Origin of the sequence: Streptomyces sp. NPDC052040, assembly GCF_044548405.1 — a bacterium.
GTDB lineage: Bacteria > Actinomycetota > Actinomycetes > Streptomycetales > Streptomycetaceae > Streptomyces.
This window is the reverse complement of the sequence record NZ_JBIUBV010000009.1, coordinates 216,596-243,576: the sequence shown is the minus strand read 5'-3', so window position 1 is coordinate 243,576 and position 26,981 is coordinate 216,596. Positions and strand designations below refer to the sequence as shown.

The 26,981-nt window shown below is 72.3% G+C and carries 22 protein-coding genes; 8 read left to right on the top strand and 14 right to left on the bottom strand.

Translation table 11 applies throughout. The features are described 5' to 3' along the window. Positions 1–240: 240 nt before the first annotated feature. The 3 genes from ACIHAA_RS20230 to ACIHAA_RS20220 form a co-directional block, all read right to left on the bottom strand. The gene (locus ACIHAA_RS20230; RefSeq protein ID WP_399818944.1) at positions 241–1,854 is read right to left on the bottom strand and encodes a S8 family serine peptidase; all 1,614 of its coding nucleotides are present in this window, start codon (positions 1,852–1,854) and stop codon (positions 241–243) included. A 504-nt stretch (positions 1,855–2,358) separates the two neighbouring features. Beyond that, positions 2,359–2,811 carry a hypothetical protein gene (locus tag ACIHAA_RS20225; protein WP_399818942.1) on the bottom strand — a complete coding sequence of 151 codons (453 nt, stop codon included), beginning with the start codon at positions 2,809–2,811 and terminating at the stop codon, positions 2,359–2,361. Positions 2,812–3,040: 229 nt separating this feature from the next. Then, positions 3,041–4,081 carry an NAD(P)-dependent alcohol dehydrogenase gene (locus tag ACIHAA_RS20220; protein ID WP_399818940.1) on the bottom strand — a complete coding sequence of 347 codons (1,041 nt, stop codon included), beginning with the start codon at positions 4,079–4,081 and terminating at the stop codon, positions 3,041–3,043. A gap of 171 nt (positions 4,082–4,252) precedes the next feature. Here ACIHAA_RS20220 and ACIHAA_RS20215 point away from each other — a divergent pair, with 171 nt between their 5' ends. Then, entirely contained in the window at positions 4,253–5,164 is a 912-nt protein-coding gene (locus tag ACIHAA_RS20215) for a helix-turn-helix domain-containing protein (RefSeq protein ID WP_399818937.1), read from the top strand. A 134-nt stretch (positions 5,165–5,298) separates the two neighbouring features. Here the strand turns inward: ACIHAA_RS20215 and ACIHAA_RS20210 are convergent, their stop codons facing one another. From ACIHAA_RS20210 to ACIHAA_RS20190, 5 genes are all read right to left on the bottom strand, one after another. Beyond that, on the bottom strand, positions 5,299–8,604 hold the full coding sequence (locus ACIHAA_RS20210) for a S8 family peptidase (RefSeq protein ID WP_399818935.1): 3,306 nt from the start codon (positions 8,602–8,604) through the stop codon (positions 5,299–5,301). Positions 8,605–8,777: 173 nt separating this feature from the next. Further along, positions 8,778–9,461 carry an ABC transporter ATP-binding protein gene (locus tag ACIHAA_RS20205; protein WP_399818933.1) on the bottom strand — a complete coding sequence of 228 codons (684 nt, stop codon included), beginning with the start codon at positions 9,459–9,461 and terminating at the stop codon, positions 8,778–8,780. Between the two features lie 255 nt (positions 9,462–9,716). Next, positions 9,717–11,201 carry an ABC transporter permease gene (locus tag ACIHAA_RS20200; RefSeq protein WP_399818931.1) on the bottom strand — a complete coding sequence of 495 codons (1,485 nt, stop codon included), beginning with the start codon at positions 11,199–11,201 and terminating at the stop codon, positions 9,717–9,719. 181 nt (positions 11,202–11,382) lie between these two features. Further along, positions 11,383–12,627 (bottom strand): Ig-like domain-containing protein, encoded by a 1,245-nt coding sequence (locus ACIHAA_RS20195; RefSeq protein ID WP_399818930.1) that lies wholly within the window; start codon positions 12,625–12,627, stop codon positions 11,383–11,385. Between the two features lie 279 nt (positions 12,628–12,906). Next, positions 12,907–13,242, bottom strand: a complete 336-nt coding sequence (locus ACIHAA_RS20190; protein WP_399818928.1) for a hypothetical protein — start codon at positions 13,240–13,242, stop codon at positions 12,907–12,909. A gap of 370 nt (positions 13,243–13,612) precedes the next feature. Between ACIHAA_RS20190 and ACIHAA_RS20185 the strand changes: the two genes are divergently transcribed. Next, positions 13,613–13,852, top strand: coding sequence for an LAETG motif-containing sortase-dependent surface protein (locus tag ACIHAA_RS20185; RefSeq protein ID WP_399818926.1), 240 nt, complete (start codon positions 13,613–13,615; stop codon positions 13,850–13,852). A 109-nt stretch (positions 13,853–13,961) separates the two neighbouring features. Here ACIHAA_RS20185 and hutH read toward each other — a convergent pair whose 3' ends face one another. From hutH to ACIHAA_RS20170, 3 genes are all read right to left on the bottom strand, one after another. Further along, the gene (gene hutH / locus ACIHAA_RS20180) at positions 13,962–15,500 is read right to left on the bottom strand and encodes a histidine ammonia-lyase (RefSeq protein WP_399819095.1); all 1,539 of its coding nucleotides are present in this window, start codon (positions 15,498–15,500) and stop codon (positions 13,962–13,964) included. Between the two features lie 102 nt (positions 15,501–15,602). Continuing rightward, positions 15,603–16,742 (bottom strand): diguanylate cyclase domain-containing protein, encoded by a 1,140-nt coding sequence (locus ACIHAA_RS20175; protein WP_399818924.1) that lies wholly within the window; start codon positions 16,740–16,742, stop codon positions 15,603–15,605. Between the two features lie 184 nt (positions 16,743–16,926). Beyond that, entirely contained in the window at positions 16,927–17,733 is an 807-nt protein-coding gene (locus ACIHAA_RS20170; protein WP_399818922.1) for an enoyl-CoA hydratase/isomerase family protein, read from the bottom strand. A 229-nt stretch (positions 17,734–17,962) separates the two neighbouring features. Between ACIHAA_RS20170 and ACIHAA_RS20165 the strand changes: the two genes are divergently transcribed. Then, positions 17,963–18,616: a hypothetical protein gene (locus tag ACIHAA_RS20165; protein WP_399818920.1), complete on the top strand. Its 654-nt coding sequence runs from the start codon at positions 17,963–17,965 to the stop codon at positions 18,614–18,616. 120 nt (positions 18,617–18,736) lie between these two features. Here ACIHAA_RS20165 and ACIHAA_RS20160 read toward each other — a convergent pair whose 3' ends face one another. After that, positions 18,737–19,876 carry an adenylate/guanylate cyclase domain-containing protein gene (locus ACIHAA_RS20160; protein ID WP_399818919.1) on the bottom strand — a complete coding sequence of 380 codons (1,140 nt, stop codon included), beginning with the start codon at positions 19,874–19,876 and terminating at the stop codon, positions 18,737–18,739. 113 nt (positions 19,877–19,989) lie between these two features. Then, on the bottom strand, positions 19,990–20,883 hold the full coding sequence (locus ACIHAA_RS20155; RefSeq protein ID WP_399818917.1) for a biotin--[acetyl-CoA-carboxylase] ligase: 894 nt from the start codon (positions 20,881–20,883) through the stop codon (positions 19,990–19,992). Between the two features lie 219 nt (positions 20,884–21,102). Here ACIHAA_RS20155 and ACIHAA_RS20150 point away from each other — a divergent pair, with 219 nt between their 5' ends. The 4 genes from ACIHAA_RS20150 (at position 21,103) to ACIHAA_RS20135 (ending at position 23,909) form a co-directional block, all read left to right on the top strand. Then, positions 21,103–22,686, top strand: coding sequence for an acyl-CoA carboxylase subunit beta (locus ACIHAA_RS20150; protein ID WP_399818915.1), 1,584 nt, complete (start codon positions 21,103–21,105; stop codon positions 22,684–22,686). 25 nt (positions 22,687–22,711) lie between these two features. Beyond that, complete coding sequence (locus ACIHAA_RS20145; protein ID WP_399818913.1) at positions 22,712–22,921, top strand: acyl-CoA carboxylase epsilon subunit; 210 nt, start codon at positions 22,712–22,714, stop codon at positions 22,919–22,921. A gap of 216 nt (positions 22,922–23,137) precedes the next feature. Further along, a complete protein-coding gene (gene mmpB, locus ACIHAA_RS20140) occupies positions 23,138–23,266 on the top strand; it encodes a morphogenic membrane protein MmpB (protein WP_399818911.1) in 129 nt (42 codons plus the stop codon). A gap of 22 nt (positions 23,267–23,288) precedes the next feature. Next, positions 23,289–23,909: a Maf family protein gene (locus tag ACIHAA_RS20135; RefSeq protein WP_399818909.1), complete on the top strand. Its 621-nt coding sequence runs from the start codon at positions 23,289–23,291 to the stop codon at positions 23,907–23,909. Between the two features lie 17 nt (positions 23,910–23,926). On the opposite strand, the gene ACIHAA_RS20130 is transcribed toward ACIHAA_RS20135, so the two are convergent. Beyond that, positions 23,927–24,445, bottom strand: a complete 519-nt coding sequence (locus ACIHAA_RS20130) for a hypothetical protein (RefSeq protein WP_399818907.1) — start codon at positions 24,443–24,445, stop codon at positions 23,927–23,929. A gap of 362 nt (positions 24,446–24,807) precedes the next feature. On the opposite strand from ACIHAA_RS20130, the gene ACIHAA_RS20125 reads away from it, so the two are divergent. Continuing rightward, positions 24,808–26,580: an acetyl/propionyl/methylcrotonyl-CoA carboxylase subunit alpha gene (locus tag ACIHAA_RS20125; protein ID WP_399818905.1), complete on the top strand. Its 1,773-nt coding sequence runs from the start codon at positions 24,808–24,810 to the stop codon at positions 26,578–26,580. Positions 26,581–26,981: the final 401 nt, after the last annotated feature.

Genomic DNA, 26,981 nt, shown 5'->3' with positions numbered 1-26,981 from the left:
GGGCCACCCGCCAGGGCCGAGCCCACCCGCCAGGGCCAAGCCGACCGCCAGCGCGGCGCCGCCCGCCAAGGCCGCGGCCGACCGCCGGGGTCGGGCCAACCGCCAGGGCCGGGCCACCCGCCAGGGCCGAGCCCACCCGCCAGGGCCAAGCCGACCGCCAGCGCGGCGCCGCCCGCCAAGGCCGCGGCCGACCGCCGGGGTCGGGCCATCCGTCAGGAGGGCGTCGCCCGTCTGGTTGGTCTAGCCCGCCATGGAGACGGCGTAGGGCGACAGGGTGGGGGTGGGCTGGGGGGACGGGGTGAGGCCGAGGGCTGCCAGGGCGTCGGGCAGTCCCCGGCCGACCCGTGCCGCATCGGGCGTGCCGGGCGCGGCCAGGGGGCGGCAGCTGGCCGCGATGATCTCGAACAACTGCCGCACCCGGCCGGAGCCACGGGGCAACAGCTGGGCGCGGAAGTCCTCGTGGTGGGCGAGGACGAGCGCGGCCAGGCCCACCACATGCGCCGAGGCCGCGCAGGTGCCGTCGAGCGCCGTGTAGCCGCCCCGGGGCGCGCAGGAGAGGACCGCCACTCCGGGGGCGGCCGCGTCGACCCCGGCGCCCTGGCCGCTGAACGGCGCGGCGAACAGCCCCTCGGGGGTCAGCTGCGGCCCGCGGTGGGTGGCCTGGGAGGTGCCCTCGGGGAACGAGCCGTGGAGGCCGAGCGCGCCGACGGCGAACACGGTGGGCAGCGACGCCGGGAAGGCGACAGGCCCCCCTGTGTCGCCCGCCGGGGCGACACAGGCGATCCCCGCGGCGGTCGCGTCGGCGAGCTTGCGGGCCACCAGGGCCGACGGATACGGGGCCGACACCGCGACATGGGCGATGTCGGCCTCGTGCTCGATGCAGTGGTCCAGGGCGGCGATCAGATCGCTGAAGTGCCCGTCGGGCAGCACCTTGCAGACCTCGGTCTCGGCGTCGACCGCGATACCGATGACACCCTTGCCGGTGTCGGCGGCGACGACGATGCCCGCCGCATGGGTGCCGGTGCCGACGGGATCGTGGGCCCAGCCCCGCTCCTCGCCGCCCACGAGGTCGGCACCGGAGCGCACCTGCTGCCGCAGATCGGGGTGCCCGGCGCCGACCCCGGATCCGATGAGCGCGATCCTGACGCCGAAGGCACGGAAGGTGGGGGGCAACTGGTCCAGCCGCATGGCCTGCTGACCCCAGCCATACCGCTGCCGTGTCTCCAGTTCCGGGTGGACCTCGGCCAACGGGGTGAGGGTGATGCGGTTCTCGCGGGTCGCCGACAGTTCGGGGCGGGGGATCCAGCGGTCGGTGTAGTCGGCCGCGGGCCGGACGTAGAGGAAGTGCACGGACTCGGTGGTCTCGGTGGCCGCCGTGAGGGTGACCGTTCCGTCGGCGCCGGTGACGCCCTGGACCGGCCAGGCGGCTCCGAGCAGGAACACCCCGGCGCCCACCAGGGGTTCGCCGTCCGGCCCGCAGACCCGGAAGGTGATCTCCGTCGGCCGGTCCAGCGCCCGGACCAGCCCCGGATCATGCAGGGGCAGCATCCCGGCGGCGGGTGCGGCGACGGGTCCGGCACCGGCCAGGGGCAGGTCCGGCTCGATGTACACGGGCAGCGAGCGCAGCGCCGGGAGCTGGGACCCCGCCGTCTCGACCACCGCGATCTCCGGGCAGGACGGCGGCATTCCGGAAGCCCGGAGCCGTTCCGAGGGCCGGAGTCTGCGGATCACGTCGGTCTCGGTCAGCAGCTCCAGTTGCTCGCAGAGTGCGTCCATGCCGAGTTCAGGGGTCCCCGGCGGCAGCAGTTGCCCCGGCAGCGGGGTGACCAGATACCGCTCCCGGCGCGGACGCACCGGCAGCGCCGAGCGCGCCTCCCGCTCCCGCTCCCGGGCTCCGGTCCGGCCCCTCCCGTCATCCCGCCGCGCACCGGCCGCACCGGAAGCGCCAGATCCGCCAGATCCGCCAGAAGCACCGGAAGCGCCAGAAGCGCCGGAAGCGCCAGATGCGCCATTCCCATTGGCTCCGCCGAACGCATCGAACCCATCGACCCCGTCGACCCCACGGGATCCCCCGGCACCCCCAGCCCCACCGAGCCCACCGCCCCCGCCGAATCCACCGCCCCCACCGGCTTCCGCGTCCCCGGCCCCGTTCTCCCCGCTGTTTCCGGGCGTTTCCTTGACCATTGCGTCCACCTTCGCCACGCCTACGTCGTCGTCCGTCGTCCTGGTGCTGTGCTCGTCTGATGCTGTGCGATCAGGTGCTGTGCGATCCGGTGGGGCGGTCCGCGCCGCCTCTACGGGGATGCGGTGTGCCCGGGAATTGCTCCCGGGCACACCGCATCGCGCACCGCCCTGGCGTCAGCCGATACCGAAGGGCTGGCTCATCTGGCCGTAGCCGAAGACGGGCTGCTGGTACTGCGGGAAGGGCTGCGTCCCGAAGTGGCCCATGCCCTGCTGGGGCTGCATGCCGTGCATGCCCTGCTGGCTGTGCTGGAGCATCGTCGCGATGGCCATCGGCAGGGCCTGCTGCACCGACTGGTCCACCGCCTGCCGGATGCCCGTGTGCAGCGAGTGCTGGAGCGCGACGGCGAGGTAGGGGTGCGCCTGGTGGGCCAGGCCCTGCTGCTGAAGCTGCTGCTGGACCTGCTGGATGTGCTGGAGCTGCTGCTGCATTCGCTGGGCGACCTGCTGGCTCGCCTGCTGACACGCCTGCTGGATGGCCTGTTGCACGATCTGTGCGATCTGGGGCTGGGAGCCGCTGATCTGCTGGCCGTACTGCGGCAGGGGCTGGGTACCGGTCATCACCGACATGAATGCTCCGTTCTGGCACCACAAGGAAAGCCAACATGGCCGACACACCGGTCAATGAGGGCTTATCGGATTATTCCGACGCCCTGAAGCTAAGATGGCGCCGCCCGAGCCGCAATCGGATGTACGCCGCCGACGGCCCCCGCGAGGGCTGCCCGACGGCCCGGACACAGCAAAAACGCCGTGCGGCGGCCCCGGAGGGCCGCCGCACGGCGTTGCATCGCCCGGATGCTCAGATGGTGGCCGTGTCGATCACGAACCGGTACCGCACATCGCTGTCCAGCACCCGCTCGTAGGCCTCGTTGATCTCGGACGCGCCGATCAGCTCGATCTCCGCGCCGATGCCGTGCTCCGCGCAGAAGTCCAGCATTTCCTGGGTCTCGCGGATGCCGCCGATGGCGGACCCGGCGAGGGTCTTGCGGCCGGAGATCAGCGAGAACAGGTTGAGCGAGACGGGCTCCTCGGGGGCGCCCACGTTCACCAGCGCGCCGTCCGACTTCAGCAGCGACAGATAGGCGCCGAAGTCCAGCGGGGCCGACACGGTCGAGACGATCAGGTCGAACGAGCCGCGCAGCTCCTCGAAGGTCTTCGGGTCGCTGGTGGCGTGGTAGTGGTCGGCGCCCAGCTTCAGCCCGTCGTCCTTCTTGCGCAGGGTCTGGGAGAGCACGGTCACCTCGGCGCCCATCGCGTGCGCGATCTTGACGGCCATGTGGCCGAGGCCGCCCAGGCCGACGACCGCGACCTTCTTGCCGGGGCCCGCCTTCCAGTGGTGGAGCGGGGAGTACGTGGTGATGCCGGCGCACAGCAGCGGGGCGGCCACGTCGAGGGAGAGGCCGTCGGGGATCCGTACGGTGTAACCCTCGTCCACGACGATCTTCTGGGAGTAGCCGCCGTAGGTGGGCTCGCCGTTCTTGTCGAGGGCGTTGTACGTGCCCACCATGCCCTTGGCGCAGTACTGCTCGAAGCCTGCCTTGCAGTTGTCGCACTCGCGGCAGGAGTCGACCATGCAGCCGACGCCCACCCGGTCCCCGACCTTGAACTTGGTCACGCCGGAACCGACCTCGGCCACCACACCCGCGATCTCGTGGCCCGGAACCATCGGGAAGATCGCCTCACCCCAGCCCTCGCGGGCCTGGTGGATGTCCGAGTGGCAGATACCGGCGAACTTGATGTCGATCAGAACGTCGAACTCGCCGACCTCACGGCGCTCGATCGTGGTGCGCTCGAGCGGAGCCTTGGCGGCGGGGGCGGCGTACGCAGCAACGGTGGTCATGCCGGAGTTCACTCCTTGGGGGGTCGCGCACCCGGCGGCCTTTCTGCCGGGTACGGCGTCCAGCCTGCCCGCCCGCTCGACTTTCACCCAGGTCACAGCTCTGCCTACGTACGGCGGTCCTACTACTGACGGGGTCAGGCTCCTGGGCGTACGAACGGGAATACTGGACGCATGGACGAACAGCCCGACTCCGTGCAGGCGGCCCCCGGCCAGCCCCTGGACCGGCGCGCCGAGCTGAGCGAGTTTCTGCGCACCCGGCGGGCCCGCCTCAAGCCCGAGGACGTGGGCCTGACACCCTTCGGACGGCACCGGCGGGTGCCGGGGCTGCGCCGTGAGGAACTGGCGCAGCTGGCCGGGGTGTCCGTGGCGTACTACACGCGCCTGGAACAGGGCAATGGACGGAATGTGTCCGCGGAGGTACTCGACGCGATCGCCCGGGCGCTGCGGCTGACGGACGCGGAGCACGCCCATCTGACGCATCTGGCCAAGCCGAAGGCGCACAAGAAGAAGCCGTCGGCGCGGACGCAGCATGTGCGGGCGTCGCTGCGCCAGCTGCTGGACTCCTTCGAGGGGGTGCCCGCCTATCTGGTGGGGCGGCGCTCGGAGATCCTCGCCTGGAACCGGATGGCCGCGGCCGTCTTCGGGGACTGGGCGCAGCTGCCGCCGCCGGAGCGGAACTGGGCGCGGATGGTCTTTCTGCGGCCCGAGTACCAGGACCTGTTCGTGGACCGGGAGCAGAAGGCGATCGACATCGTGTGCCAGCTGCGGTACGAGGCCGGCTGCCACCCGGACGACCCCCGGCTGTCGGCGCTGGTCGGGGAACTCTCGGTGAAGAGCGAGGAGTTCCGGCGGCTGTGGGCGACGCACGACGTCAAGGAGAAGAGCCACGGGCTGAAGCTGATGCGGCATCCGCTGGTCGGCGAACTCGCCTTGCAGTTCGAGTCGTTCAGGCCGTCGAACGACAGTGAAGTCGCGCTGGTGACCTACCACGCCGAGCCCGGGTCGGCGTCGGCGGAGGCACTGCGGCTGCTGGCGAGCTGGGGCACGGACGCGACCCGCGCGGGCACCGTGCCCCACCCCTGAGACCGCCCGCGCACAGCGGGACACGCGCACCGCACAAGGGACACGTGCCCAGAGGGACACCACGGGAACGGCCCGCCGGAAGGATGTCTTCCGGCGGGCCGTTCCGGTGCGTCATGCCGGGTTCCGGCTGCGTCTCATATGCCGTAGAAGGCGTTGTAGATCGAGATCGTGGCCTTGTTGCCCTGCTTGTCGGCGATCTTGGCGTGGAAGGATAGGCCCTGGCCCCTGGCCGGGTTCCGGTAGGTGACGGTGCCGTGGGCGACGGTGAGTTTCGTCCAGGTCCTGCCGTAGTCGTACGACACCCATACGCCGAGGGAGCCGAGGTTGCGGCCCGCGGCCGAACCCTCCACGGTCACCGGGACGGTGACCTTCCGGCCCGCCGCAACGCGGCTGTCCAGGCCGGTGGTCGCGCCGAAGCGGACCGAGGAGGCGGGCAGCTTGGCCTCGTCGGCCTTCTTGGACCGGAACGTCCAGCTCGCGTCGATGCGGGTGGAGGCGGCGGCGACCTTCACACTGCGGACGACTGAGGTCGCGAGCCGGTAGGAGGCGTCGCCGGACGGCACGGTGAAGCTCTCCTGCCCGAACAGCGGGTCGGCGTTCGAACCGACCTTGGTGCCGTTGCGGTAGAGCGTCGTACCGACCGACAGGAAGTCCGAGGACCCGGAGTGGTTCTGGCCGTCGGTGAACAGCGGCAGCAGGCCGTAGATCCGGTTGCCCTCGCGGAAGATGCCGTAGACGGAGTCGACCTTCGGTCCGAAGACGGCGGTGTTGAAGGTCTTGCCGTAGGTGCGGCCCGCGCGGAAGGTCTCGGGGGTGTCGAGCGTGTAGTAGGCCTCGGCGACCGGCAGGCCCCCCGGGGCCCTCGTAGCGCTGAACTGGGTGAAGTCCAGGGCCCATTGGACCTTCTCGCCGGTCGAGACATACAGCGTGCGGGTGGAGCGCAGGCCCTGCTCCACCGGGGCGTTGCCCGCGAAGTCCTCGGGCAGTTCGGCATAGGCGCCGACCGCGCCGGTCTTGCCGCTGCTCGCGGCGCCGAGGTTCAGCTTCAGCGCGGCCAGCTCGCCCGCCCGGTAGTGGCGGACATGCGCGCCCTCCAGCTTCTTGACCCGGGCCCCGGTGAAGATGTCGTACTCGGCGGTGCCGCCCTTGGTCCACTGGCCGAACCAGCTCTGCCAGAGGCCCGAGGGGACGGCGGGGCCGAGGTGCGCGATGCGCAGGTCCCCGAAGGACGGCACGGACAGGGCGGTGCCCGAACCGACGTTCCCTGCCTCGTAGTTGTACGCGACGGTCGCCGAGGCGGGCTTGGCGGCGGGGTCCGGCACGGTGATGTCGGCGGGCCTGGTCCTGGTCAGATCGACGGTGACCGTGGTGGCGCCGGTGACGTCCAGCCGGGGCCGGACCAGCCAGTCCGCGCCGCCCTCGATCGAGTCCGGGCTCTTCAGGGAGACCGAGTCGAGCAGATAGGTGCCCTTCGGCACCCGGATCGTCACGGTGTTGTCGGCGGTCTGGGAGAAGTAGTCCCGCGCGTCCCCCGTGGGCGACAGATCCGTCAGGTCGGTCAGATGGACGGGGTGGTGCCCGGGACGGTCGGTGTACTTCAGGGTGACGTCGTACGACTCGGTCTCGCGCTCCACGGCCAGGGCCGTGCGGACGCTGCGGCCGCCGCCCGTCGCGGTCACATACGCGGAGTAGGCGCCGTTGACCGAGCCGCCGGGTCGGGTGTCGGTGCCGACCGGGACGGTGGCCGTGCCGGCCGCCGGGACGGTCACCTGCCGCGCGCCGAGCGTGAAGAACCCGGCGGGCGCGGGGCGGCCGCGGGGGTCGGTGGCGGTCAGCGCGAGCGACAGGGTGACGGCGGCGTGGCCGGTGTTGCGGTAGGTCAGCTGCCGGGTGAGGGGCCGGTCGTCGGTGTGGGGCCACCGCGCGGTGCCGAAGGACACGGAGGACGGCTGGGCGAGGACGGTCTGCCCGATCGCCCTGTCCACCGCGATCCGGCCGGATCCCTGCTGGAAGGGGGTGTAGGCGCCGCCCTTGGCGGAGCCCGTCAGCGCCGACTTCAGCTCGGCGAAGGTCCAGTCGGGGTGCTCCTGCTTGAGGAGCGCGGCGGCGCCCGCGGCATGCGGGGTCGCCATCGACGTACCGGAGAGGGTGAGGTAGCCGGGCGGCTTCTCGCCGGTCTCCTTGTCGATGAGGCTGCCGGGGGCCGCGGCGGCGGTGATGTTCACACCGGGGGCGGTCACATCGGGCTTGACGGCGGCGTCGGGACCGGGGCCCCGGCTGGAGAAGGAGGCCAGTTTGTCGGCGCTGTCGACGGCACCGACGGTGAGCGCGTCGGCCGCGCTGCCCGGGGAGCCGACGGTCCCCTCGCCCAGCTCGCCGTCGTTGCCCGCGGCGACGGCGAACAGGATGCCCTTCTGCTCGGACAGCTTGTTCACCTCGGCCTCCAGCGGATCGACTCCGGGGGTGTCGGGGCCGCCCAGGCTCAGATTGACGATGTCGGCGCCCTGCTGAGCCGCCCACTCCATACCGGCGAGGATGCCGGAGTCGTCGCCGTATCCCTCGTCGTCCAGGACCTTGCCGCTGAGGATCTTCGCGCCGGGGGCGACTCCCTTGTAGAGGCCGTGCGACTTCGCGCCGGTGCCCGCCACGATGGACGCCACATGGGTGCCGTGGCCGACCTTGTCGGCGGCGGTGGCGGCGGTGGAGAAGTTCTTGGCCGCGATCACCTGACCCTTGAGGTCCGGGTGGTCGGCGTAGACGCCGGTATCGAGCACGGCGACCTTGACGCCCTTGCCGTCGTAGCCCGCGGCCCAGGCCTTCGGGGCGCCGATCTGTGTCACCGAGGTGTCGGGGCTGGCCCTGCGGACGCCGTCGAGCCAGATGTGCGCGATACCGGAGGCGGTGCCGCCGTCCGCGGTGAGTGCCTTCCAGAGCCGGGCCGTGTCCCGCGGGGGCGCCTGGACCGCGTCCGCGTTCAGGGCGGTCAGGGTTCTGCGGAGGGTGCCCGCCTCCCGTACCTCACCCTTCGCGGCGCTCGCGGTGCCCCGGTAGCCCACGATGACCTTCGGGCCGTTCTTCTCGTCCCGGCGGGTGCGGGCGGAGTTGAGGCCGGTGACGTCGAACAGCCGCCGGTCGAGGGTGCCGGAGGCGATCAGGGCGGCCGCGTCGGCCGGCACCACATAGGTGTGTCCGGCGGCCCTGTGGATCTGCACCGGGACCTTCTCGCGGCCCTTGGCCCGCTCAAGACCGGCGACCCGGCCCCTGGCGTCCAGTACCACCCGGTCTCCGGTGATCAGGGTGATGCGGTGCTTCGCGGTGAGGGTCCCGGCGGCGGCCGGGCGGGCAGCCGGCCCCGGCTTCGCCGACGCCGGGCCGGTCATACCCGCCGCCAGCGCGACCGCGGCCGCCGTGGCGACGGCGGCCGCGCATGCTCTCTTCACTTGTCTGCGCACAACTCCCCCTGGAGATGAGGAAACCGGGCGAATTCCCCATTCACCCGGCCGGGGGATGAGCCGCGCATGTGCACGTCAACCCCCCGGGGCACGCAGTATGCCCGGGGGGCGATCAGCGCCTCAAGAGCACCGGACGGCAACAGGCCGACCCGGTGGCAGACCTAGGAAACGGCGTTCTCCCGGACCGTGATCCGGCCCTTGCGGATGGTCGCGAGGCGCGGGGCCTTCTTCGCCAGCGCGGAGTCGTGCGTGACCATCACAAAGGTCAGCCCGTGCTCCTTCCACAGGGTCTCCAGTACGTCCATGATCTCGTCCCGGGTGGACTCGTCCAGGTTTCCGGTGGGCTCGTCGGCGAGCAGCACCTTGGGGCGCTTCACCAGGGCACGGGCGATCGCGACGCGCTGCTGCTGCCCGCCGGACAGCTCGGCGGGCAGATGGCCGAGCCGCTCACCGAGGCCGACCGAGTCCAGGGCCCGGGCGGCCCGTTCGCGGCGCTCCGCACCCTTGATGCCGAGGGGTACGAGCGCGGTCTCGACGTTCTCCTGGGCGGTGAGCGTCGGGATCAGGTTGAAGCTCTGGAAGACGAAGCCGATGTTCTCGCTGCGCACCTTGGTCAGCCGGGCCTCGGAGAGCTTGGCGAGATCGATGCCGTCGAGTTCGACGGAGCCGCCGGTGGGCTTGTCCAGGCCGCCGAGCATCTGGAGCAGCGTGGACTTGCCGCCGCCGGTGGGGCCCTGGATGACGAGCCGGTCGCCGTCGCCGATCGTGAGGTCGACGCCGTCGAGGGCGTTGATGGTCTCCTTGCCCCGCGTGTAGCGCTTGGTGACGCCTCTGAGTTCGTACATGGTGCAACTCCTGGGATACGGAAGGGGTGCGGTGCTCGCGTTCCGGTGCGGTGCTCGCGTTCTGGTGCGGTGCTCGCGTCCGCGTGCGGCGCTCGCGTCCGCGTGCGGCGCTCGCGTCCGCGTGCGGCGCTCGCGTCCAGGTGCGGCGCTCGCGTCCAGGTGCGGCGCTCGCATCCGGGTGCGGCGCTCGCGTCCAGGTGCGGCGCTCGCGTCCAGGTGCGGCGCTCGCGTCCGCGTGCGCCTGCGGGGCGGGGGTTACTCGACGCGGCGCAGGGCGTCGGCGGGGCGCAGCCGGGAGGCCCGCCAGCCGCCGAAGGCTCCGGCGATCAGTCCCCCGGTGACGGCGAGGGCGACCGCGAGGACGATGGTGGAGAGGCTGACCGGCGCGGTGAGCGCGACCTCCAGGGTCTTGGCGGCCCGTCGGCCGCCGCCGAACCCGCCGCCACCGCCGAAGCCGCCACCACCACCGCCACCGCCACCGAAGCGACCGCCGCCGCCTTCGCCGCCGCCGAGCTGGGCCTGAAGGGTGGGGCTGATCGCGGTGACCGCATAGGCGCCCGCGAGGCCCAGGGCGATGCCGAGGACGCCGCCGACCAGGCCGTTGACCACGGCCTCACCGACGACCTGGCGGGTGACCCGGCCGGACTTCCAGCCGAGAGCCTTCAGGGTGCCGAACTCCCGTACGCGGCGGGAGACGGCGGAGGAGGTGAGCAGGCCCGCCACCAGGAACGCGGCCACCAGCACCACCACGGACAGCCACTTGCCCACGTTGTCGGCGAGGCTGGAGGCGGTGGAGAGGGAGCCGGAGACCGTGCTCGCGAGGTCGGCGGAGGTGGTGACCGTGGTCCCGGAGATGTTCTTCTGGATCGTCGACTTGACGGCCCCGATCTGCTGGGAGTCCTCGGCCTTGACGTAGATCGTGGTGACCTTGCCCTTGGCGTCCCCGAGGGTCTGGGCCTGCTGGAGCGGGATGTAGAGGTTGGCCGCGGAGTCGCCGCTGTCTGCGGTGGCGATACCGATGACCTGGAAGGCGACTCCCTTGATGGTCACGGTGGAGCCGGTCTTGAGGCTCTTTTCCTTGGCGTAGGCCGCGTCCACGACGGCGACCTTGGCGTTGGTCTCCGAGGTCGTGAAGGTACGGCCGCTGGTGATCTTTGAGGAGGTCAGCGGACCGAGGGCGGGCTTGGTGACATCCGTGCCGTAGACGGAGTAGTTGTTGACGTCGAAGTTGGCGCCGCCGCCCTCGACATGGCCCTGGGCCCGGCCGCCGCCGTAGCCGCCGCGGCCGCCACCGCTCTGGTCCTGCTTGAACTCGCCCCGGGTGAACTGCCCGCTGATCTTGACGACCCGGAGGCTCAGTCCGCCCACGGCCTGCGAGACGCCGCTCTGCGCGCCCACCTTGGTGACCGTGCTGTCGTCGAGGGTCTGGAAGCCCTGGACCATGACGCGGTCGCTGCTCTGCGTCTGGTCGCTGCCGCTGCCGCTGCCGCTGTCGCGGGCGCCGAAGCTGAAGCGCGGGCCCTGGGAGCCGCCGGAGGGGGCCGCGGCGGCCTTGGTGACGGTCATGTCGGTCCCCAGCCCGTACAGCGACTGGAGCACCTTGTCCTGCGCCTTCCCCATACCGGAGGACACGGAGTTGACCACGATGACCAGGGCGATGCCCAGGGCGAGCCCGGAGGCGACGACGAGGGCCGCCTTTCTACGGCGGCGCAGTTCGCGCCTCAGGTAGGTGAAGAACATGGCGGCAAGCTAGGGACACACCCTGATGAACCGATAAACCGGACATAAGAGAAGGATGAGAAGCCCTGACGGCCCGGGAGTTGGGCGCCGCGGACGGGTCCGGCCGGGGAAACGGCGATGCCGCCGACCGCCCGTGCGGGGCGGTCGGCGGCATCGGTACGAAGGTGCCGGCGGCCGGGCGTCAGACGGCCGAGCCCGCCTTCCACTGGTCCCAGCCCATGTTCCAGCCGTTGAGGCCGTTGTCCGGGGAGACCGTCTTGTCGCCGGTGTGGGAGATGACCACGACGTCGCCGACCATCGAGTGGTTGTAGAACCACGCGGCGGGCGTGCCCGGGTCGCCCGCGCCCTTTGCGTCCTGGAGGCCGACGCAGCCGTGGCTGGTGTTGACGCTGCCGAAGACGGACGGCGGGCCCCAGTAGTTGCCGTGGATGAAGGTGCCGGACGTGGTCAGGCGCATCGCGTGCGGCACGTCCTTGATGTCGTACTCGCCCTTGCCGTCGGAGTCGGTGAAGCCGACCGTGGCGCCGTTCATCCGGGTCTGGGTGAACTTCTCGGAGATCACCATCTGGCCCTCGTACGTGGTGTGCTCGGGCGATCCCGCGGAGATCGGGATGGTCTTGACGGTCTTGCCGTCCTGGGTGATCTTCATCTCCTTGGTCTTCGCGTCGACGTAGGAGACCTGGTTGCGGCCGATCGTGAAGGTGACCGTCTTCTGCTGGACGCCGTAGACGCCGCTCGCGCCCTCGACACCGTCGAGGTTGAGCTTCATCGTGACGGTGGAGCCCGCCTTCCAGTAGTCCTCGGGGCGGAAGTCGAGCCGGTTGGCGCCGAACCAGTGACCGACGACCTCCTGGCCGCTGCTGGAGGAGACGGTGATGCCCTTCTGCACGGCGGCCTTGTTGGTGATCGCCTTGTCGAAGTTGATCGACACCGGCATGCCGACGCCGACGGTGGTGCCGCTCTCCGGGGTGAAGTTGCCTATGAAGGAGTGAGCCGGGGCCACCGTGGTGAAGGAGGCGTTCTCATGGGCGTCGCGCCCCTGGGAGTCCTTGGCGGTCACGGCGATCTTGTAGGTCGTCGCCCGCTGGAGCTGGCCGGTGGGCGCCCAGCTCGTCTTGTCGGCGGATATCCGACCGCTGACGGGCGTGCCGGTCGCGGTGGTCATGGCGACCTGGCTCAGGGTGCCCTTCGCGACCGTGACCTTGGCCGCGTTGTTGATGGAGGCGTTGTCGGAACCGTCACCCGGGGTGATCTTGATCTGTGCCTCGGAGCTCTTCTGGGCAGCCGCCTCGTCGACCTTGGCCTGCGCGGTGGATTCGCCACCGCCGGACGCCTTGTCGCTTCCGCTGCACGCGGTGAGCACCAGCATTCCGCCGAGCAGTGCGGACGCGGTCACCAGACCCTTGCGCCGCTTACTGTCCGTCATCACACGCTTCTCCATCGTTGCCGAAACCCCAAAACCCCGTACGGTCCCCCGCAAGAACCATCAACGCTACGACCGGTTCGCCCCGTTCCACACCCCATCGAGGTGTGGGCCACACCACGCCCGCCCAGGCGGGGCGGGGACAACCCCCGTATGGCGCGGATCGTAGCGGTGCCGCGGGGAACGTGAGGAACGCTGCTCGAGACGACGGGACCCCGGGGGCCGGTTGCCGCCCGGGGTCATGATCGCCCCCGGCCGCGTCGGCCGGGTCCCTCGCCGCCGTCAGTCGTCGTCCTCCTCCTCGCCCTCCTCGTCGTCGTCGAGGTCCCAGTCCGGCGAGTCCGGGTCGTAGTCGATCTGCTCGCTGCTCCAGGACGCCTGGGCCAGCTCGACCCCCGGCACCTCACCGAGCAGGTCGGACGGGTCGACGAGGTACGCCAGCGCCTCGGCCGGGTCCTCCGTCACCGCGGTCTCGGTGTACAGACGCTCCACCTCCGGCATGCCCGTGTCGTCGGCGATACGGCGCAGCGCGGCCTTGGTGACGGTGTCGGGGTCGCTGACCTCGAGGACCAGCTCCACACGAAGCCGGACAAACCGTGATGTCTCAGAAGTACTCATGGCGGGAGCGTAAGGCCCCCGGGGGCCGCGACTTTCCCACGACCCGCGCCTTTCACTAGCATCGCTGTACACGGCCAATTCGCAACCGCCCCAGGGGGATCGGTATTTCGTGTCCGCCGCACGTCGCTCGTCGTCCACCGCACGCCGGACCCTGCTGACCGCCACCGCGGCGGGAACCCTGCTGGGGGCCCTGTGGTTCGTCCCGTCCGCCAATGCCACCCCCGATCTGCCCGGCCCCGCGACGGCGGGATCCGCGACGTCGAGGTCCGCGCAGGCGGCCTCGGAAGCCGCGCGGGGGTCCGCGGGATCTGCCAGGTCTGCGGGATCCGCGGGATCTGCGGGATCTGCCGGGTCTTCGCAGGTCACCACGGTGAGGTCCGCGGCCGACGGTGCGGCGGACACCGTCTCCACCTCCGCCACCGAGCCGTCGGACGCCGCCTCCGGGCCGTCGGACGCCCTGGAAGCGGACGGGGCGGCGGTGGGCACCCGGCTCGCCGACACCGGAAGCGTGGACACCACGCCGTATGTGGTGGGCGGAGCGCTCTCCCTGTGCCTGGGCGGGGGATTCCTGGCGTACTCGGTGCGCAGGGAGCGGCTGGAGGCCTGCTAGGTCCCCCGCTGGAGCCGGGCGCAATTCACGGCCCAGCGGCCGGGTACGGCGCAAAGGTCCAGCGAGATCTTCAAGGGGCGCCCCTTCCCCACGGAAGGGGCGCCCGGTCTCAGGCCAGCGGGCCGGTGACGGTCTCCACGGATGCCACCAGGCTCCCCGCGCGTACGAAGGCGTCCGCCGCCGCGAGGTCCGGGGCCAGGTAGCGGTCCGGGCCGGGGCCCTCGGAGCCCGCCGCGCGCAGGGCCGTGATCGCCGCCCGGCTGGCCGGGGCAGGCGTCAGGCCCTCACGCAGTTCGACCGCCCGGGTCGCCGCGTACAGCTCGATCGCCAGCACCCGGGTGAGGTTGTCCACCGCGGTACGCAGCTTGCGCGCCGCCGACCAGCCCATCGAGACATGGTCCTCCTGCATGGCCGAGGAGGGGATCGAGTCGGCGGAGGCCGGGACGGCCAGCCGCTTCATCTCACTCACCAGCGCCGCCTGCGTGTACTGGGCGATCATCAGACCGGAGTCGACACCCGCGTCGTCCGCGAGGAACGGCGGCAGGCCGTGCGAGCGGTTCTTGTCCAGCAGGCGGTCGGTGCGGCGCTCCGCGATCGAGGCCAGATCGGCCGCGGCGATCGCCAGGAAGTCGAGTACGTAGGCCACCGGCGCGCCGTGGAAGTTCCCGTTGGACTCCACCCGTCCGTCGGGCAGCACCACCGGGTTGTCCACCGCGGAGGCCAGCTCCCGTTCGGCGACCAGGCGGGCGTGCGCCAGGGTGTCCCGGCCTGCGCCCGCGACCTGCGGGGCGCAGCGCACCGAGTAGGCGTCCTGGACGCGCGGGGCGTCGTCCTGGTGATGGCCCGTCAGTCCCGAACCCTTCAGCACCGCCAGCATATTGGCGGCCGAGGCGCCCTGGCCGGGGTGGGGGCGGATGGTGTGCAGCTCCGGGGCGAGCACCTTGTCCGTGCCGAGCAGCGCCTCCAGCGAGAGTGCCGCCGTGACATCGGCCGACTTGTAGAGCGTCTCCAGGTCCGCCAGGGCCATGATCAGCATGCCGAGCATGCCGTCGGTGCCGTTGAGGAGTGCGAGGCCTTCCTTCTCGCGCAGCTCGACGGGGGCGATGCCGTGCTCGGCGAGGAGTTCGGAGGCGGGCCGTATGGCACCGTCGCGGTCCTCGGCGTCGCCCTCGCCCATCAGCGCGAGCGCACAGTGGGACAGCGGGGCCAGGTCGCCGGAGCAGCCGAGCGAGCCGTACTCGTGCACGACCGGGGTGATGCCGGCGTTGAGGAGGTCCGCCATGGTCTGCGCGACCTCGGGGCGCACACCGGTGCGGCCGGAGCAGACGGTCTTCAGCCGGAGGAACATCAGGGCGCGGACGACCTCCCGCTCGACCCGGGGGCCCATGCCCGCCGCGTGGGAGCGGACGATGTTGCGCTGGAGCCGGGTGCGCAGCTCCTGGCTGATGTGCCGGGTCGCCAGGGCGCCGAAGCCCGTGCTGACCCCGTAGACCGGTTCCGGCTTGGCCGCCAGCGCCTCCACGACCCCGCGGGCCGCCGCGAGGGCCGCACGGGCCTCCTCGGAAAGCTCGACCCGGGCATCGGCCCGCGCCACGGCGAGCACGTCGGACGCGGTCACCCCGGACGTCCCCACCACCACAGTGTGCATATCCATATTCAGGAGCGTACGCAGTGAATTCAGAGATGTCACTAGTCCGCTGTCGCCTGTGGACGGCGGGCCCGCCCCTTACCGGCCGTCCGCGCCCCGGCCTCAGTGGCGGCCGCGGATACGGCGGCGCTCGCCCGCCGCGGGAGGCGGCGCGTCGGCCAGCCGTACGACCGGGTCGTCGGGCCCCTCACGGCCCGCGACCACGGGCTTCGCGGAGCGCAGCGCCTTGGCACGGTACTGCGCCGCGTCCGCGAGCCGGAACAGCCGACGGGCCGAGCGGACCGGGCCGATCGGGTCCGCCGTGCAGGCGACACCGCAGGCGACCCCGTCGCCCAGCTCCAACTCGGCGGCCCGGCGGCACACTTCGTCGGCGATCCGGACCACCTCGTCCGCCGGGGGCCCGACCGCCAGCAGACAGAACTCGTCGCCGCCGAGCCGGGCGACCAGGGCACCGGGCAGCATGGCCCCGCACAGCGAGAGCACCGACCCGAAACGCTCCAGGAGCCGGTCGCCCACGGCGTGCCCCCGGGTGTCGTTGACGCGCTTGAGCCCGTTCAGGTCGCAGATGACGAGCGAGACCGCCGACCCGTCGCCGCGGTGCCGCTCGATCGCCTCGTCCAGGCGCACATCGATCGCGCGGCGGTTGGCGAGGCCGGTCAGCGCGTCGGTGAAGGCGAGCCGGTGGGCCTCCTCCAGCCGCTCGGACTGGGCGAGGCCCGCGGCGACCACGGAGGCCAGGACCGTGGCGAAGTCGGCGTCGGCGGCGTCGAACACGGGGGCGTCGTCCCGCCGGGCGACATACAGCTCCCCCCAGGCGCGGCCGTGCAGCACCAGCGGCGCGACCACACAGCAGCCGCGCCCGCGGCGGCGCAGCGAGGCGACCCGCTGGTTGGCGTAGCCCCCGCGCTCCGCGGCCGGGTCCCGGGCGGTCTCCACCCAGGCGCTGGGGCCGCCGCCGCCCGCCCAGCGCTCATGGAGGAACTCCGTGATCTCCGGGAACTGGTGCACCGGGTACGACTCGTCCTCGGGGAACTCCTCCTCCTCGGGCGCCCGGTCCCCCACATTGACGAGGACCCGCAGCCGCCCGCCCTCGCGCTCCCACACGGAGAGCGCGGCGAAGCTCCCGGCGAGCGCCCGGCACGCGCCCGCCGCGGCGGCCCGCCAGGACTCATGCGAGGTGTGCGCCGCCGCCATGCCCTGCGCCAGCGCCACCACGGCCTTCAGCCGACTGTCCTCGACCACGACACCAGGCTAGGGACGATCAGGGGACCATGAGACATCGGTACGGCGATCAGGGGCCCGTCCCGCACCCCCGGGGCCCTCGCCCCCTCTCCCGTCCCGCACCCCCGGGCCCTCGCCCCCTCTCCCGTCCCGCACCCCCGGGCCCTCGCCCCCTCTCCCGTCCCGCACCCCCGGGCCCTCGCCCCTACTCCCCCGGCCACTCCGGGCTGCGCTTCTCGTTGAAGGCGGCCACTCCCTCCGCGCGGTCGCCGGAGAAGGCCACCGCGCGCCAGGCGGCGTCCTCGACCTCCAGGCCGGTCCGCAGATCGAGGCCATGGCCCAGGCGCAGGGCGCGCTTCGCGGCGCGCAGGCCCACCGGGGAGTTCGCGGCGATACGGGCCGCGAGGGCGAGCGCCTCCGGGCGGTCCCGGCCCTCCTCGACCAGCACGTCGACCAGCCCCAGCTCCCGCGCCTCGGCCGCCGGGAGCCGCCGCGCGGTGAAGATCAGCTCCGCCGCGCGGGCCGCCCCCACCCGGCGGGGCAGCAGCTGGGTCCCGCCGCCGCCCGGGATCACCCCCACGGACACCTCGGGCAGCCCGACCACCGCCGTACCGTCCGCCACGATCAGGTCGCAGGACAGCGCCAGCTCGAAGCCGCCGCCCAGGGCGAAGCCGTGCACGGCGGCGACGGTCGGCATCGGCAGCTCCAGGACCCCGGTGTAGGCGCCGCGGGAGAAAGGGCGCTGGCGCAGCAGATCCGCGTCCGTGAAGGAGTTCCGCTCCTTCAGGTCGGCGCCCACGCAGAACGCCCGCTCGTGCGTCGACGTCAGCACGGTCACCCGCACGTCCCGGTCGGCGGCCAGGTGTGCGCAGGCCGCGATGATCGAACGGGCCATCTCCGTGGACACCGCGTTCATCGCCTTGGGCCGGTCCAGCACCAGTTCCGCGACATGTCCGTGCCGCCGTACGACGACATACTCGCCGAACCGCCGCTCGTCCGTCTGCTCCGCCATGACACCCTCCCGGTTAACGCGGGTTAACACCGACCGCCCGATCATCGCAGCCGGAGCGGCCCCGGGGAAGCCGCCGTCCACACCCGCCGGGCCCCGGCCGCCATCCGGTCGCCTGACCTCTTTCGGGTGACATTCGCCTGTTCTCCGCCGCGCCTCCCGCCGGGCGGCACATAGCCTGCCCACCGCCAGGGCGCACCGGGGGCGCGCGGGCACACCGGGAGGGACGAGCATGACGACGGACACCGGCACCGGCGAGACCACGGCCATCGCGCCCGGGGCCCCGGGACCCCTCCGGTTCCGCCCCGCCGGGCGGCACCGCAAGCCGCGCCCCCGGCGGATCGCCCTCGCGGTCGGCGGGTTCGCCCTGGCCGCCGGGGTGCTGAGCCTGGTACGCCTCGCCCCGGACGCGGTGACGGGCGGCGGCGGACAGGCCGAGGCCGCGCCCCGGATCGACGCCACCGACACGGCAGCCACGCTCCGCACCGCGCCGGGCGGGGGCGCGGACGGCCCCTCCACCGCCTCCGTCCTCCGCACGGGGAGCGCCGCCTCCGCCGTACCGGAGACGGCCGGGTCGGCGGGGACGACTGGGAAGGCCGGGAAGGCCGCCATGGAGACCACCGCGGGGCCTTCCGCCCGGGCCTCCGACGGGGCCGCCGCCCCGGCGGCCGCGGAGACCGACCCGCCGACCGGTATCCCGCAGATCCCCCGGGTGCCCACCGCCTCCCGGGCGCCAGGCACCCGGGCGGCCCCGGCACCCACCGCGCCACGGGCCGCGCCCTCCACGACCGCCCCCGCCCGGACGCCCGCGCCCGCACCGCACGACCCGGGCCTGTGCGTGCCGATCATCGGGCTGTGCGTCGGCGGCCTGAGCCTGGGCGGTTGAATGCCCTACGGCCTGAGCGGACTGGAAGGACCGGAAGGACTGCACGGCCTGTGGGGGCTGCGCGGACCACGACGACTACGCGGGCTCCAAGGATTACGCGGCCCACGCGGCCCACGGGACCTACGGGGTCCCCTCCCGGCGGGTCAGCAGCCAGGGTTCGACCACGCCGAGGCCGCGCACCGGGCGCTGCCACATGGGCTGGAGCGCGAAGCGGTACACGGGCGGCTCCTCGCCCTCCTTCTCCGCCGCGGCCGCCGCCTCCGCGGCCTCCGTCTCGGAGACGGGCGCCTCCGCCGTGCGGATCAGCTCCTCCGCGAAGGCGCCGTCGACCAGGACCGCGTCCCGGGGCGCTATCGAGGTGAGCCGGCTCGCCAGATTCACCGTGGTGCCGAAGACATCGCCCATCCGGGTGGTCACCGTGCCGAAGGCGATGCCCACGCGCAGCTCCGGCATCGTCTCGTCGTTGGCCATCGTCTCGATGAGGCGCAGGGCGATCTCCGCGGCCGTACCGGCGTCGTCGGCCGCGAACAGCACCTCGTCGCCCAGCGTCTTGATGAGGCGGCCGCCGTGCGCGGCGACCAGGTCGGCCGCGGTGGTCTCGAACGCCTCGACCAGCTCGCCGAGTTCCTCCTCCTCCATGCGGCGCGTCAGGCGGGTGAAGCCGACGAGGTCGGCGAAGCCGACGGCGAGGCGCCGGTCGACCATCTCCTCGTCGTCGGCGGCCTGGACGACCCGGCCGGTGGCGGCGGCCAGCTGGCGCCGCCACACATAGATGAGGAACTCCTCCAGCTCCGGCAGCAGCAGTTCGATCAGGGGATAGGTGACCTCGGTACGGGTCATGCCGGGTTCCGGGGGCTCGGTGAGGCCCTCCAGGAAGGAGTCGATCTGCCACTCCGCCAGCCGCGCGGTGGTCTGCCCGGTGGACCGGGCCACCTGCACCGCCATCGCCTCGCTCAGCAGCCCCGCCTCGACCAGACCGGCCAGCCGCCGCAGGGCCAGCACGTCCGCCTCCGTGAGCGCCTTGGCCTGCCCTATGTCCGCGAAGCCCATCGCCCGCCAGAAACGGGACGCCAGCTCCATCGAGACGCCCGCGCTGCGCGCCGCCTGGAAGGGGGTGTACCGGCGCTGGGCCCCCAGGATGAGCTGCTCCAGACGGAGCGCGAGGGGGTCCCCCTCGGGCCCGGCATGAGCGTCCCGCCCCGGTCCACCGTCGGGGGCGGGGTCCACGCCCGTGCCCGAGCCCGTGTCGTCGACGGTCACGCGTGCTGCCCTTCCGATCTGCCGCGGTCAGGTATCGACCGCGGTCAACTCTACGGCAGGTGTGCGGTAGCTCACTCCTCCAGGAAGGGCGTCCGGCAGGGGCTCACGGATGCTCACGCGGGGCGCAGATGCACGATGTCCCCGGCGCCCACCGGCTCCTGCACGCCGTCCCCCGTCGCCAGCACCAGCCGCCCGTCGCCGTCGATGGCCACCGCCTCCCCGGTGAGGGAGCGGTCGCCGGGCAGTTCGGCGCGGACCAGGCGGCCGAGGGTGGCGCTCCCGGCCGCGTATGTCTCCTGGAGGCCGCTGGCCACCGGGTCGCCGCCCGCCGCGCGCCACCGGCCGTACCAGTCCTCCAGGGAGCGCAGCACCGCCCGCAGCAGCGGGTCCCGGTCGGTGGTGAGGGCGCCCGCGAGCGCCAGGGAGCCCGCGGTGGGCACCGGCAGTTCGTCCCGGCGCAGCGTGACATTGATGCCGATGCCGACGACGATCCCGTCCTCGCCCGCGCGCTCCGCGAGGATCCCGCCCGTCTTGCGCTCCTCGTCACCGACGGTGATCAGCACGTCGTTGGGCCACTTGAGTGCCGTGTCGACGCCCGCGGCCCGGCTGAGCGCCGTCGCGACGGCGACCCCGGCGAGCAGCGACAGCCAGCCCCAGCGGGCCACCGGCACCCCGGCGGGCCGAAGCAGCACCGAGAAGAACAGGCCGGAGCGGGCCGGGGCGCTCCAGACCCGGTCCAGCCGCCCGCGCGCCGCGTTCTGCTCCTCGGCGACCAGGACGGCCCCCTCGGCGGCCCGTCCCGCCTCGGTGAGCGCCACCAGGTCGGAGTTGGTGGACCCGGTGCGCTGCACCACCTCGATCCCGGACCACAGACCGCCCTCGCGCACCAGCGCCCGGCGCAGCGCGACGGCGTTCAGGGGCGGCCGCTCCAGGTCGGACCAGCGGCTGCCGCCGCCCGCGGAATCGTTCCCGGGGCGGTTCTCGTCTGAGGAATCCGGAGGCATCATGCAAGCCACCCTAGGGTCTTTCGTGGGGAGCAGGCCGGACCCCGCGAGCCCGGCATGATCCAGACGAGAGGCCCTGGGTGTGGTCAACGCCGCACTGCCGATCGTTGGGCACCCCACTACGCTACGGATGAGTAACCGTTCGTTCTTCTGAGCACTCTTGTTCCACCCCTCACGTCCTACCCGAGCGTCCTTACTGAGCAGGCAGGGAGCCGCATCCCGATGTCGGAGCCGGAAGAGATCGACATTCACACCACCGCGGGCAAGCTGGCGGACCTCCAGCGGCGCGTCGAGGAGGCCACGCACGCCGGATCGGAGCGCGCGGTCGAGAAGCAGCACGCCAAGGGCAAGCTGACGGCCCGTGAGCGGATCGAACTGCTGCTGGACGAGGGCTCGTTCATCGAGCTGGACGAGTTCGCCCGGCACCGCTCGACGAACTTCGGACTGGAGCAGAACCGCCCCTACGGGGACGGTGTGGTGACCGGCTACGGCACCGTGGACGGCCGTCCGGTCGCGGTGTTCTCCCAGGACTTCACGGTCTTCGGCGGGGCTCTGGGCGAGGTCTACGGCCAGAAGATCGTCAAGGTCATGGACTTCGCCCTGAAGACCGGCTGCCCGGTCATCGGGATCAACGACTCCGGCGGCGCCCGGATCCAGGAGGGCGTCGCCTCCCTCGGCGCCTACGGCGAGATCTTCCGCCGCAACACCCATGCCTCCGGGGTGATCCCGCAGATCAGCCTGGTCGTCGGCCCCTGCGCGGGCGGCGCGGTCTACTCCCCCGCGATCACCGACTTCACGGTGATGGTCGACCAGACCTCGCACATGTTCATCACGGGACCGGACGTCATCAAGACCGTGACCGGTGAGGACGTCGGTTTCGAGGAGCTGGGCGGCGCCCGCACCCACAACACCGCCTCCGGCGTGGCGCACCACATGGCCGGGGACGAGAAGGACGCGATCGACTACGTCAAGCAGCTGCTGTCGTATCTGCCGTCCAACAACCTGTCCGAGCCCCCGGTGTTCCCGGAGGAGGCGGACCTCGCGATCAGCGACGAGGACCGCGAGCTGGACGTGGTCGTGCCGGACAGCGCCAACCAGCCGTACGACATGCACACGGTGATCGAACACGTCCTGGACGACGGCGAGTTCCTGGAGACCCAGGCGCTGTTCGCGCCGAACATCGTCACCGGCTTCGGCCGGGTCGAGGGCCGTCCGGTGGGCATCGTCGCCAACCAGCCCATGCAGTTCGCCGGGTGCCTGGACATCGACGCGAGCGAGAAGGCGGCCCGCTTCGTCCGCACCTGCGACGCCTTCAACGTGCCGGTGCTCACCTTCGTCGACGTGCCCGGCTTCCTGCCCGGCGTCGACCAGGAGCACACCGGCATCATCCGCCGCGGCGCCAAGCTGATCTTCGCCTACGCCGAGGCCACCGTCCCGCTGATCACGGTGATCACCCGCAAGGCGTTCGGCGGCGCCTACGACGTCATGGGCTCCAAGCACCTGGGCGCGGACGTGAACCTGGCCTGGCCGACCGCGCAGATCGCGGTGATGGGCGCGCAGGGCGCGGTGAACATCCTGCACCGCCGCACCATCGCCGAGGCGGACGACCCGGAGGCAACCCGCGCCCGGCTGATCCAGGAGTACGAGGACACCCTGCTCAACCCCTACGTGGCCGCCGAGCGCGGCTATGTCGACGCGGTGATCCGGCCCTCCGACACCCGCCGCCATGTCGTACGGGCGCTGCGTCAGCTGCGCACCAAGCGGGAATCACTGCCTCCGAAGAAGCACGGCAACATTCCGCTGTAGACCCCCGAGCCTTGGGAGCGACGACATGACGATCAAGGTGGTACGGGGCAATCCGACCCCGGAGGAGCTGGCCGCCGCACTGGCGGTGGTGCGGGCCCGCGCCGTGGCGGCGGCCTCGGTGCCGCCCGGCGCGGCCCGGGACGAGGACTCCTGGGCCGACCCGGCCCGAGTAGCCGCCCACCGGCTGCCCCAGCCGGGCCCGGCGGCCTGGCGCCGCACCTACTGGCCCGCCTGACGGCCCGGCGCGCCGCCATCCACGGCACCGTCGTAGGCCGTCCGCCGCACCGTCGTAGGCCGTCCGCCGGTTCGCCCGGCAGCCCTCCGACCGCCCGGGCGGACCGACCGCCCGGGCGGTCTGGCGGACCGGCCTCACGGAGGGGGCGAAACCGCTGGTCGAAGTTGAGTACGTGTACTCAGGCGGCCGGACGCGCCCCGGCGCACGATCGAGGGCATGCTGTGGTCCGACCCCGAGAACGAGCCGCCGAAGGAACTGCGCGACATGCAGGAGATGTTGCGGCGGCTCGGGGTCCTGATGGCGGTGGCCAGCCTGGTGGTGCTGATCGTCATCGGCACCAGATGAGGCGCGCCGATACGCTGAGCGCATGACCGATCCCTCCCGGCGCCGTCTGGTGCTCGCATCCCAGTCCCCCGCCCGCCTCGGACTGCTCCGGCAGGCCGGGCTCGACCCCGAGGTCATCGTCAGCGGGGTCGACGAGGACGCCGTCACCGCCCCCACCCCCGCGGAACTCGCACTCGCCCTGGCCGAGGCCAAGGCCTCCGTCGTCGCGGCGCGCCCCGAGGTGAAGGGCGCCCTGGTGATCGGCTGCGACTCGGTGCTCGACCTGGACGGGCAGGCCCTCGGCAAGCCCGCGGACCCGGAGGAGGCGACGGCCCGCTGGAAGTCCATGCGCGGCCGGGCGGGCACGCTCCAGACCGGGCACTGCGTCTACGACACGGTCAGCGGCCGGTACGCGTCGGCCACCGCGTCCACCGTGGTCCGCTTCGGTGAGCCGACGGACCAGGAGATCGCCGCCTATGTGGCCTCGGGCGAGCCCCTGCATGTGGCGGGTGCGTTCACCCTGGACGGCCGTTCGGCCCCCTTCATCGACGGCATCGACGGCGACCACGGCAATGTCATCGGCATCTCGCTGCCCCTGATCCGCCGCCTGCTGGCCGAACTGGGCGTCGGGATCACCGAGTTGTGGGCGCCCCGGAAGAAGTGAGCCGACGGGGGCCGGGCTCAGGGTGTGACGGGTGCGGGGCCCTCCGGTGCCGTACGGTCCCGGTCCGTGTCCTGGCCCGGCGCGCGCCCGCCCTTGCCGGGGTCGCCGCCCGCGCCGGGCCCGGGCCGACCGTCCGGGGCCGCGCCCGGACGGTCGTACGTCATGAGGGTGAGCAGTATCAGCCCGAACACCACCATCAGGAAGACAAAGGCTCCCCAGCCGACCAGGCCGACCGTGAAGGCGGCCAGCACGGCGTGCACCACGGCCGCGCTGATCAGCACGATGCGCCAGAAGCCGACGGGGGTACGGCCGCGCAGGGCCACCAGCAGGGCGGCGAGCGAGCACAGCGCGAAGTAGAGGCCGAAGACCACCCCGCCCGCCTTCGAGGAGGTGGACATCGCCTCGGGGTCGAGCCCCGCCAGGGACATGTTCTGCCGGTCCACGACGGTGCCGAGGACCCAGTTCAGCAGGGCGATGCCGAAGGCCTCCAGCAGGAGGAGCACCGCCACGATCCATGCCACCGGTCTGCGGACCACCGGCTCCACCCACCTTCGAGCGTCCTGCGTGTTACTCCGGGTACCTTCGGGACATCGCGAACGCTACTAACGGGTAAACCCGGGGACAAGAGGTCGGTCGAGGGCAAACTTTCGTTGGGCCATTAGTAGGGACTCCACAAAGAAACACGACCGGCAGCAGGACTACCTCATAGAGACCTCGGCCACACCGGAGGGCTAGGGTTTTCCGGTGGATTCCCCTGTACGGCGGTGCGACAAGGGAATTCACAGGTTGAGTGAGCCTGGTTTCACGCTCCGTGTGGGCAAGCTCACCACTGGGGACGGGTCGAAACGTCGTGTCGGCAGTCCCTAAACTCGGCTTGTTTCAAGGAGAGGGAGCCATCGTGCGCAAGGTGTTGATCGCCAACCGTGGCGAAATCGCTGTCCGTGTCGCCAGGGCCTGCCGTGACGCCGGGATCGCGAGCGTGGCCGTGTATGCCGACCCGGACCGGGACGCCCTGCACGTCCGCGTGGCGGACGAGGCGTTCGCCCTGGGCGGTGACACCCCCGCCACCAGCTACCTGGACATCGAGAAGGTGCTCCAGGCGGCCAAGGACTCCGGAGCGGACGCCGTCCACCCCGGCTACGGCTTCCTCTCCGAGAACGCCCACTTCGCCCAGGCGGTCCTGGACGCCGGGCTGATCTGGATCGGTCCCCCGCCACAGGCCATCCGCGACCTCGGCGACAAGGTCGCGGCCCGGCACATCGCCCAGCGCGCCGGTGCCCCGCTGGTCGCCGGCACACCCGACCCGGTGTCCGGCGCGGACGAGGTCGTGGCGTTCGCCGAGGCGCACGGCCTGCCCATCGCCATCAAGGCCGCCTTCGGCGGTGGCGGACGCGGTCTGAAGGTCGCCCGCACCCTCGACGAGGTCCCCGAGCTGTACGAGTCCGCGGTGCGCGAGGCGGTCGCCGCCTTCGGCCGCGGCGAGTGCTTCGTCGAGCGCTACCTCGACCGGCCCCGCCATGTGGAGACCCAGTGCCTGGCCGACAGCCACGGCAATGTGGTGGTCGTCTCCACCCGTGACTGCTCGCTCCAGCGCCGCCACCAGAAGCTGGTGGAGGAGGCCCCGGCCCCCTTCCTGAGCCAGGCGCAGCTCGACGAGCTGTACAGCTCCTCCAAGGCCATCCTCAAGGAGGCCGGCTACGTCGGCGCGGGCACCGTGGAGTTCCTCGTCGGCAACGACGGGACGATCTCCTTCCTGGAGGTCAACACCCGGCTCCAGGTCGAGCACCCGGTCACCGAGGAGGTCGCCGGCATCGACCTGGTCCGCGAGATGTTCCGCATCGCCGACGGCGAGGAACTGGGCTACGGCGACCCCGAACTGCGCGGTCACTCCTTCGAGTTCCGTATCAACGGCGAGGACCCCGGCCGCAACTTCCTGCCCGCCCCCGGCACGGTGACGACGTTCGCGCCGCCGTCGGGCCCCGGTGTCCGGCTGGACGCGGGCGTGGAGTCGGGCAGTGTCATCGGCCCGGCGTGGGACTCGCTGCTGGCCAAGCTGATCGTCACGGGCCGCACCCGCAAGGAGGCGCTGGAGCGCGCTTCCCGTGCGCTGGAGGAGTTCCAGGTCGAGGGCATGGCGACGGCGATCCCGTTCCACCGCGCGGTGGTCAGGGACCCGGCGTTCGCGCCCGAACTGACCGGATCGGACGACCCGTTCACCGTGCACACCCGGTGGATCGAGACCGGGTTCGTCAATGAGATCAAGCCGTTCACGGCCCCCGCCGAGGCGGACGCCGAGGACGAGACGGGCCGCGAGACGGTCGTGGTGGAGGTCGGCGGCAAGCGCCTGGAGGTCTCGCTGCCCTCCTCGCTCGGCATGTCCCTGGCCCGCACGGGCCTGGCGGCGGGCGCCAAGCCCAAGCGCCGCGCGGCCAAGAAGTCCGGCCCGGCGGCCTCCGGCGACACCCTCGCCTCTCCGATGCAGGGCACGATCGTCAAGGTCGCGGTCGAGGAGGGCCAGGAGGTCAAGGAGGGCGACCTCGTGGTCGTCCTGGAGGCGATGAAGATGGAGCAGCCCCTGAACGCGCACCGCGCGGGCACCATCAAGGGCCTCACCGCCGAGGTCGGCGCGTCCATCACCTCCGGCGCCCTGATCTGCGAGATCAAGGACTGAGCCGACGTACGACACGAAGAAGCCCGGCCGACCGCTCACGGTCCGCCGGGCTTCTCGGCCTTCGGCCCACCGGGGCTCCCGGGTTCGGGCCGCGTCCGGCCTCCCGTCCTTCCCCAGACGCCCCGCCGCCCGGGTCCCGGCGGCGGCCGACTGGAATGTCCGGATGCCGACAGCGAGGCCCCTGTCGGGCGGTTCCGCGTGGGTACCCTCGGCCCTCCTCGCCGCCGCGGCCCCTAGGCCCTCTCGTTTGGATCATGCCGGGCTCGCGGGCCCTGGCACCGCGCCTCGCGGCGTTGTCGTCGGTTGCCATGGCTCCGCCATGACACGGTCCATGCCGTCCTGCTCGCCCGCGGCACCGAGGTGCTGCCGCCCGAGCAGCGCGACCGGCGCGCCGACGGTGT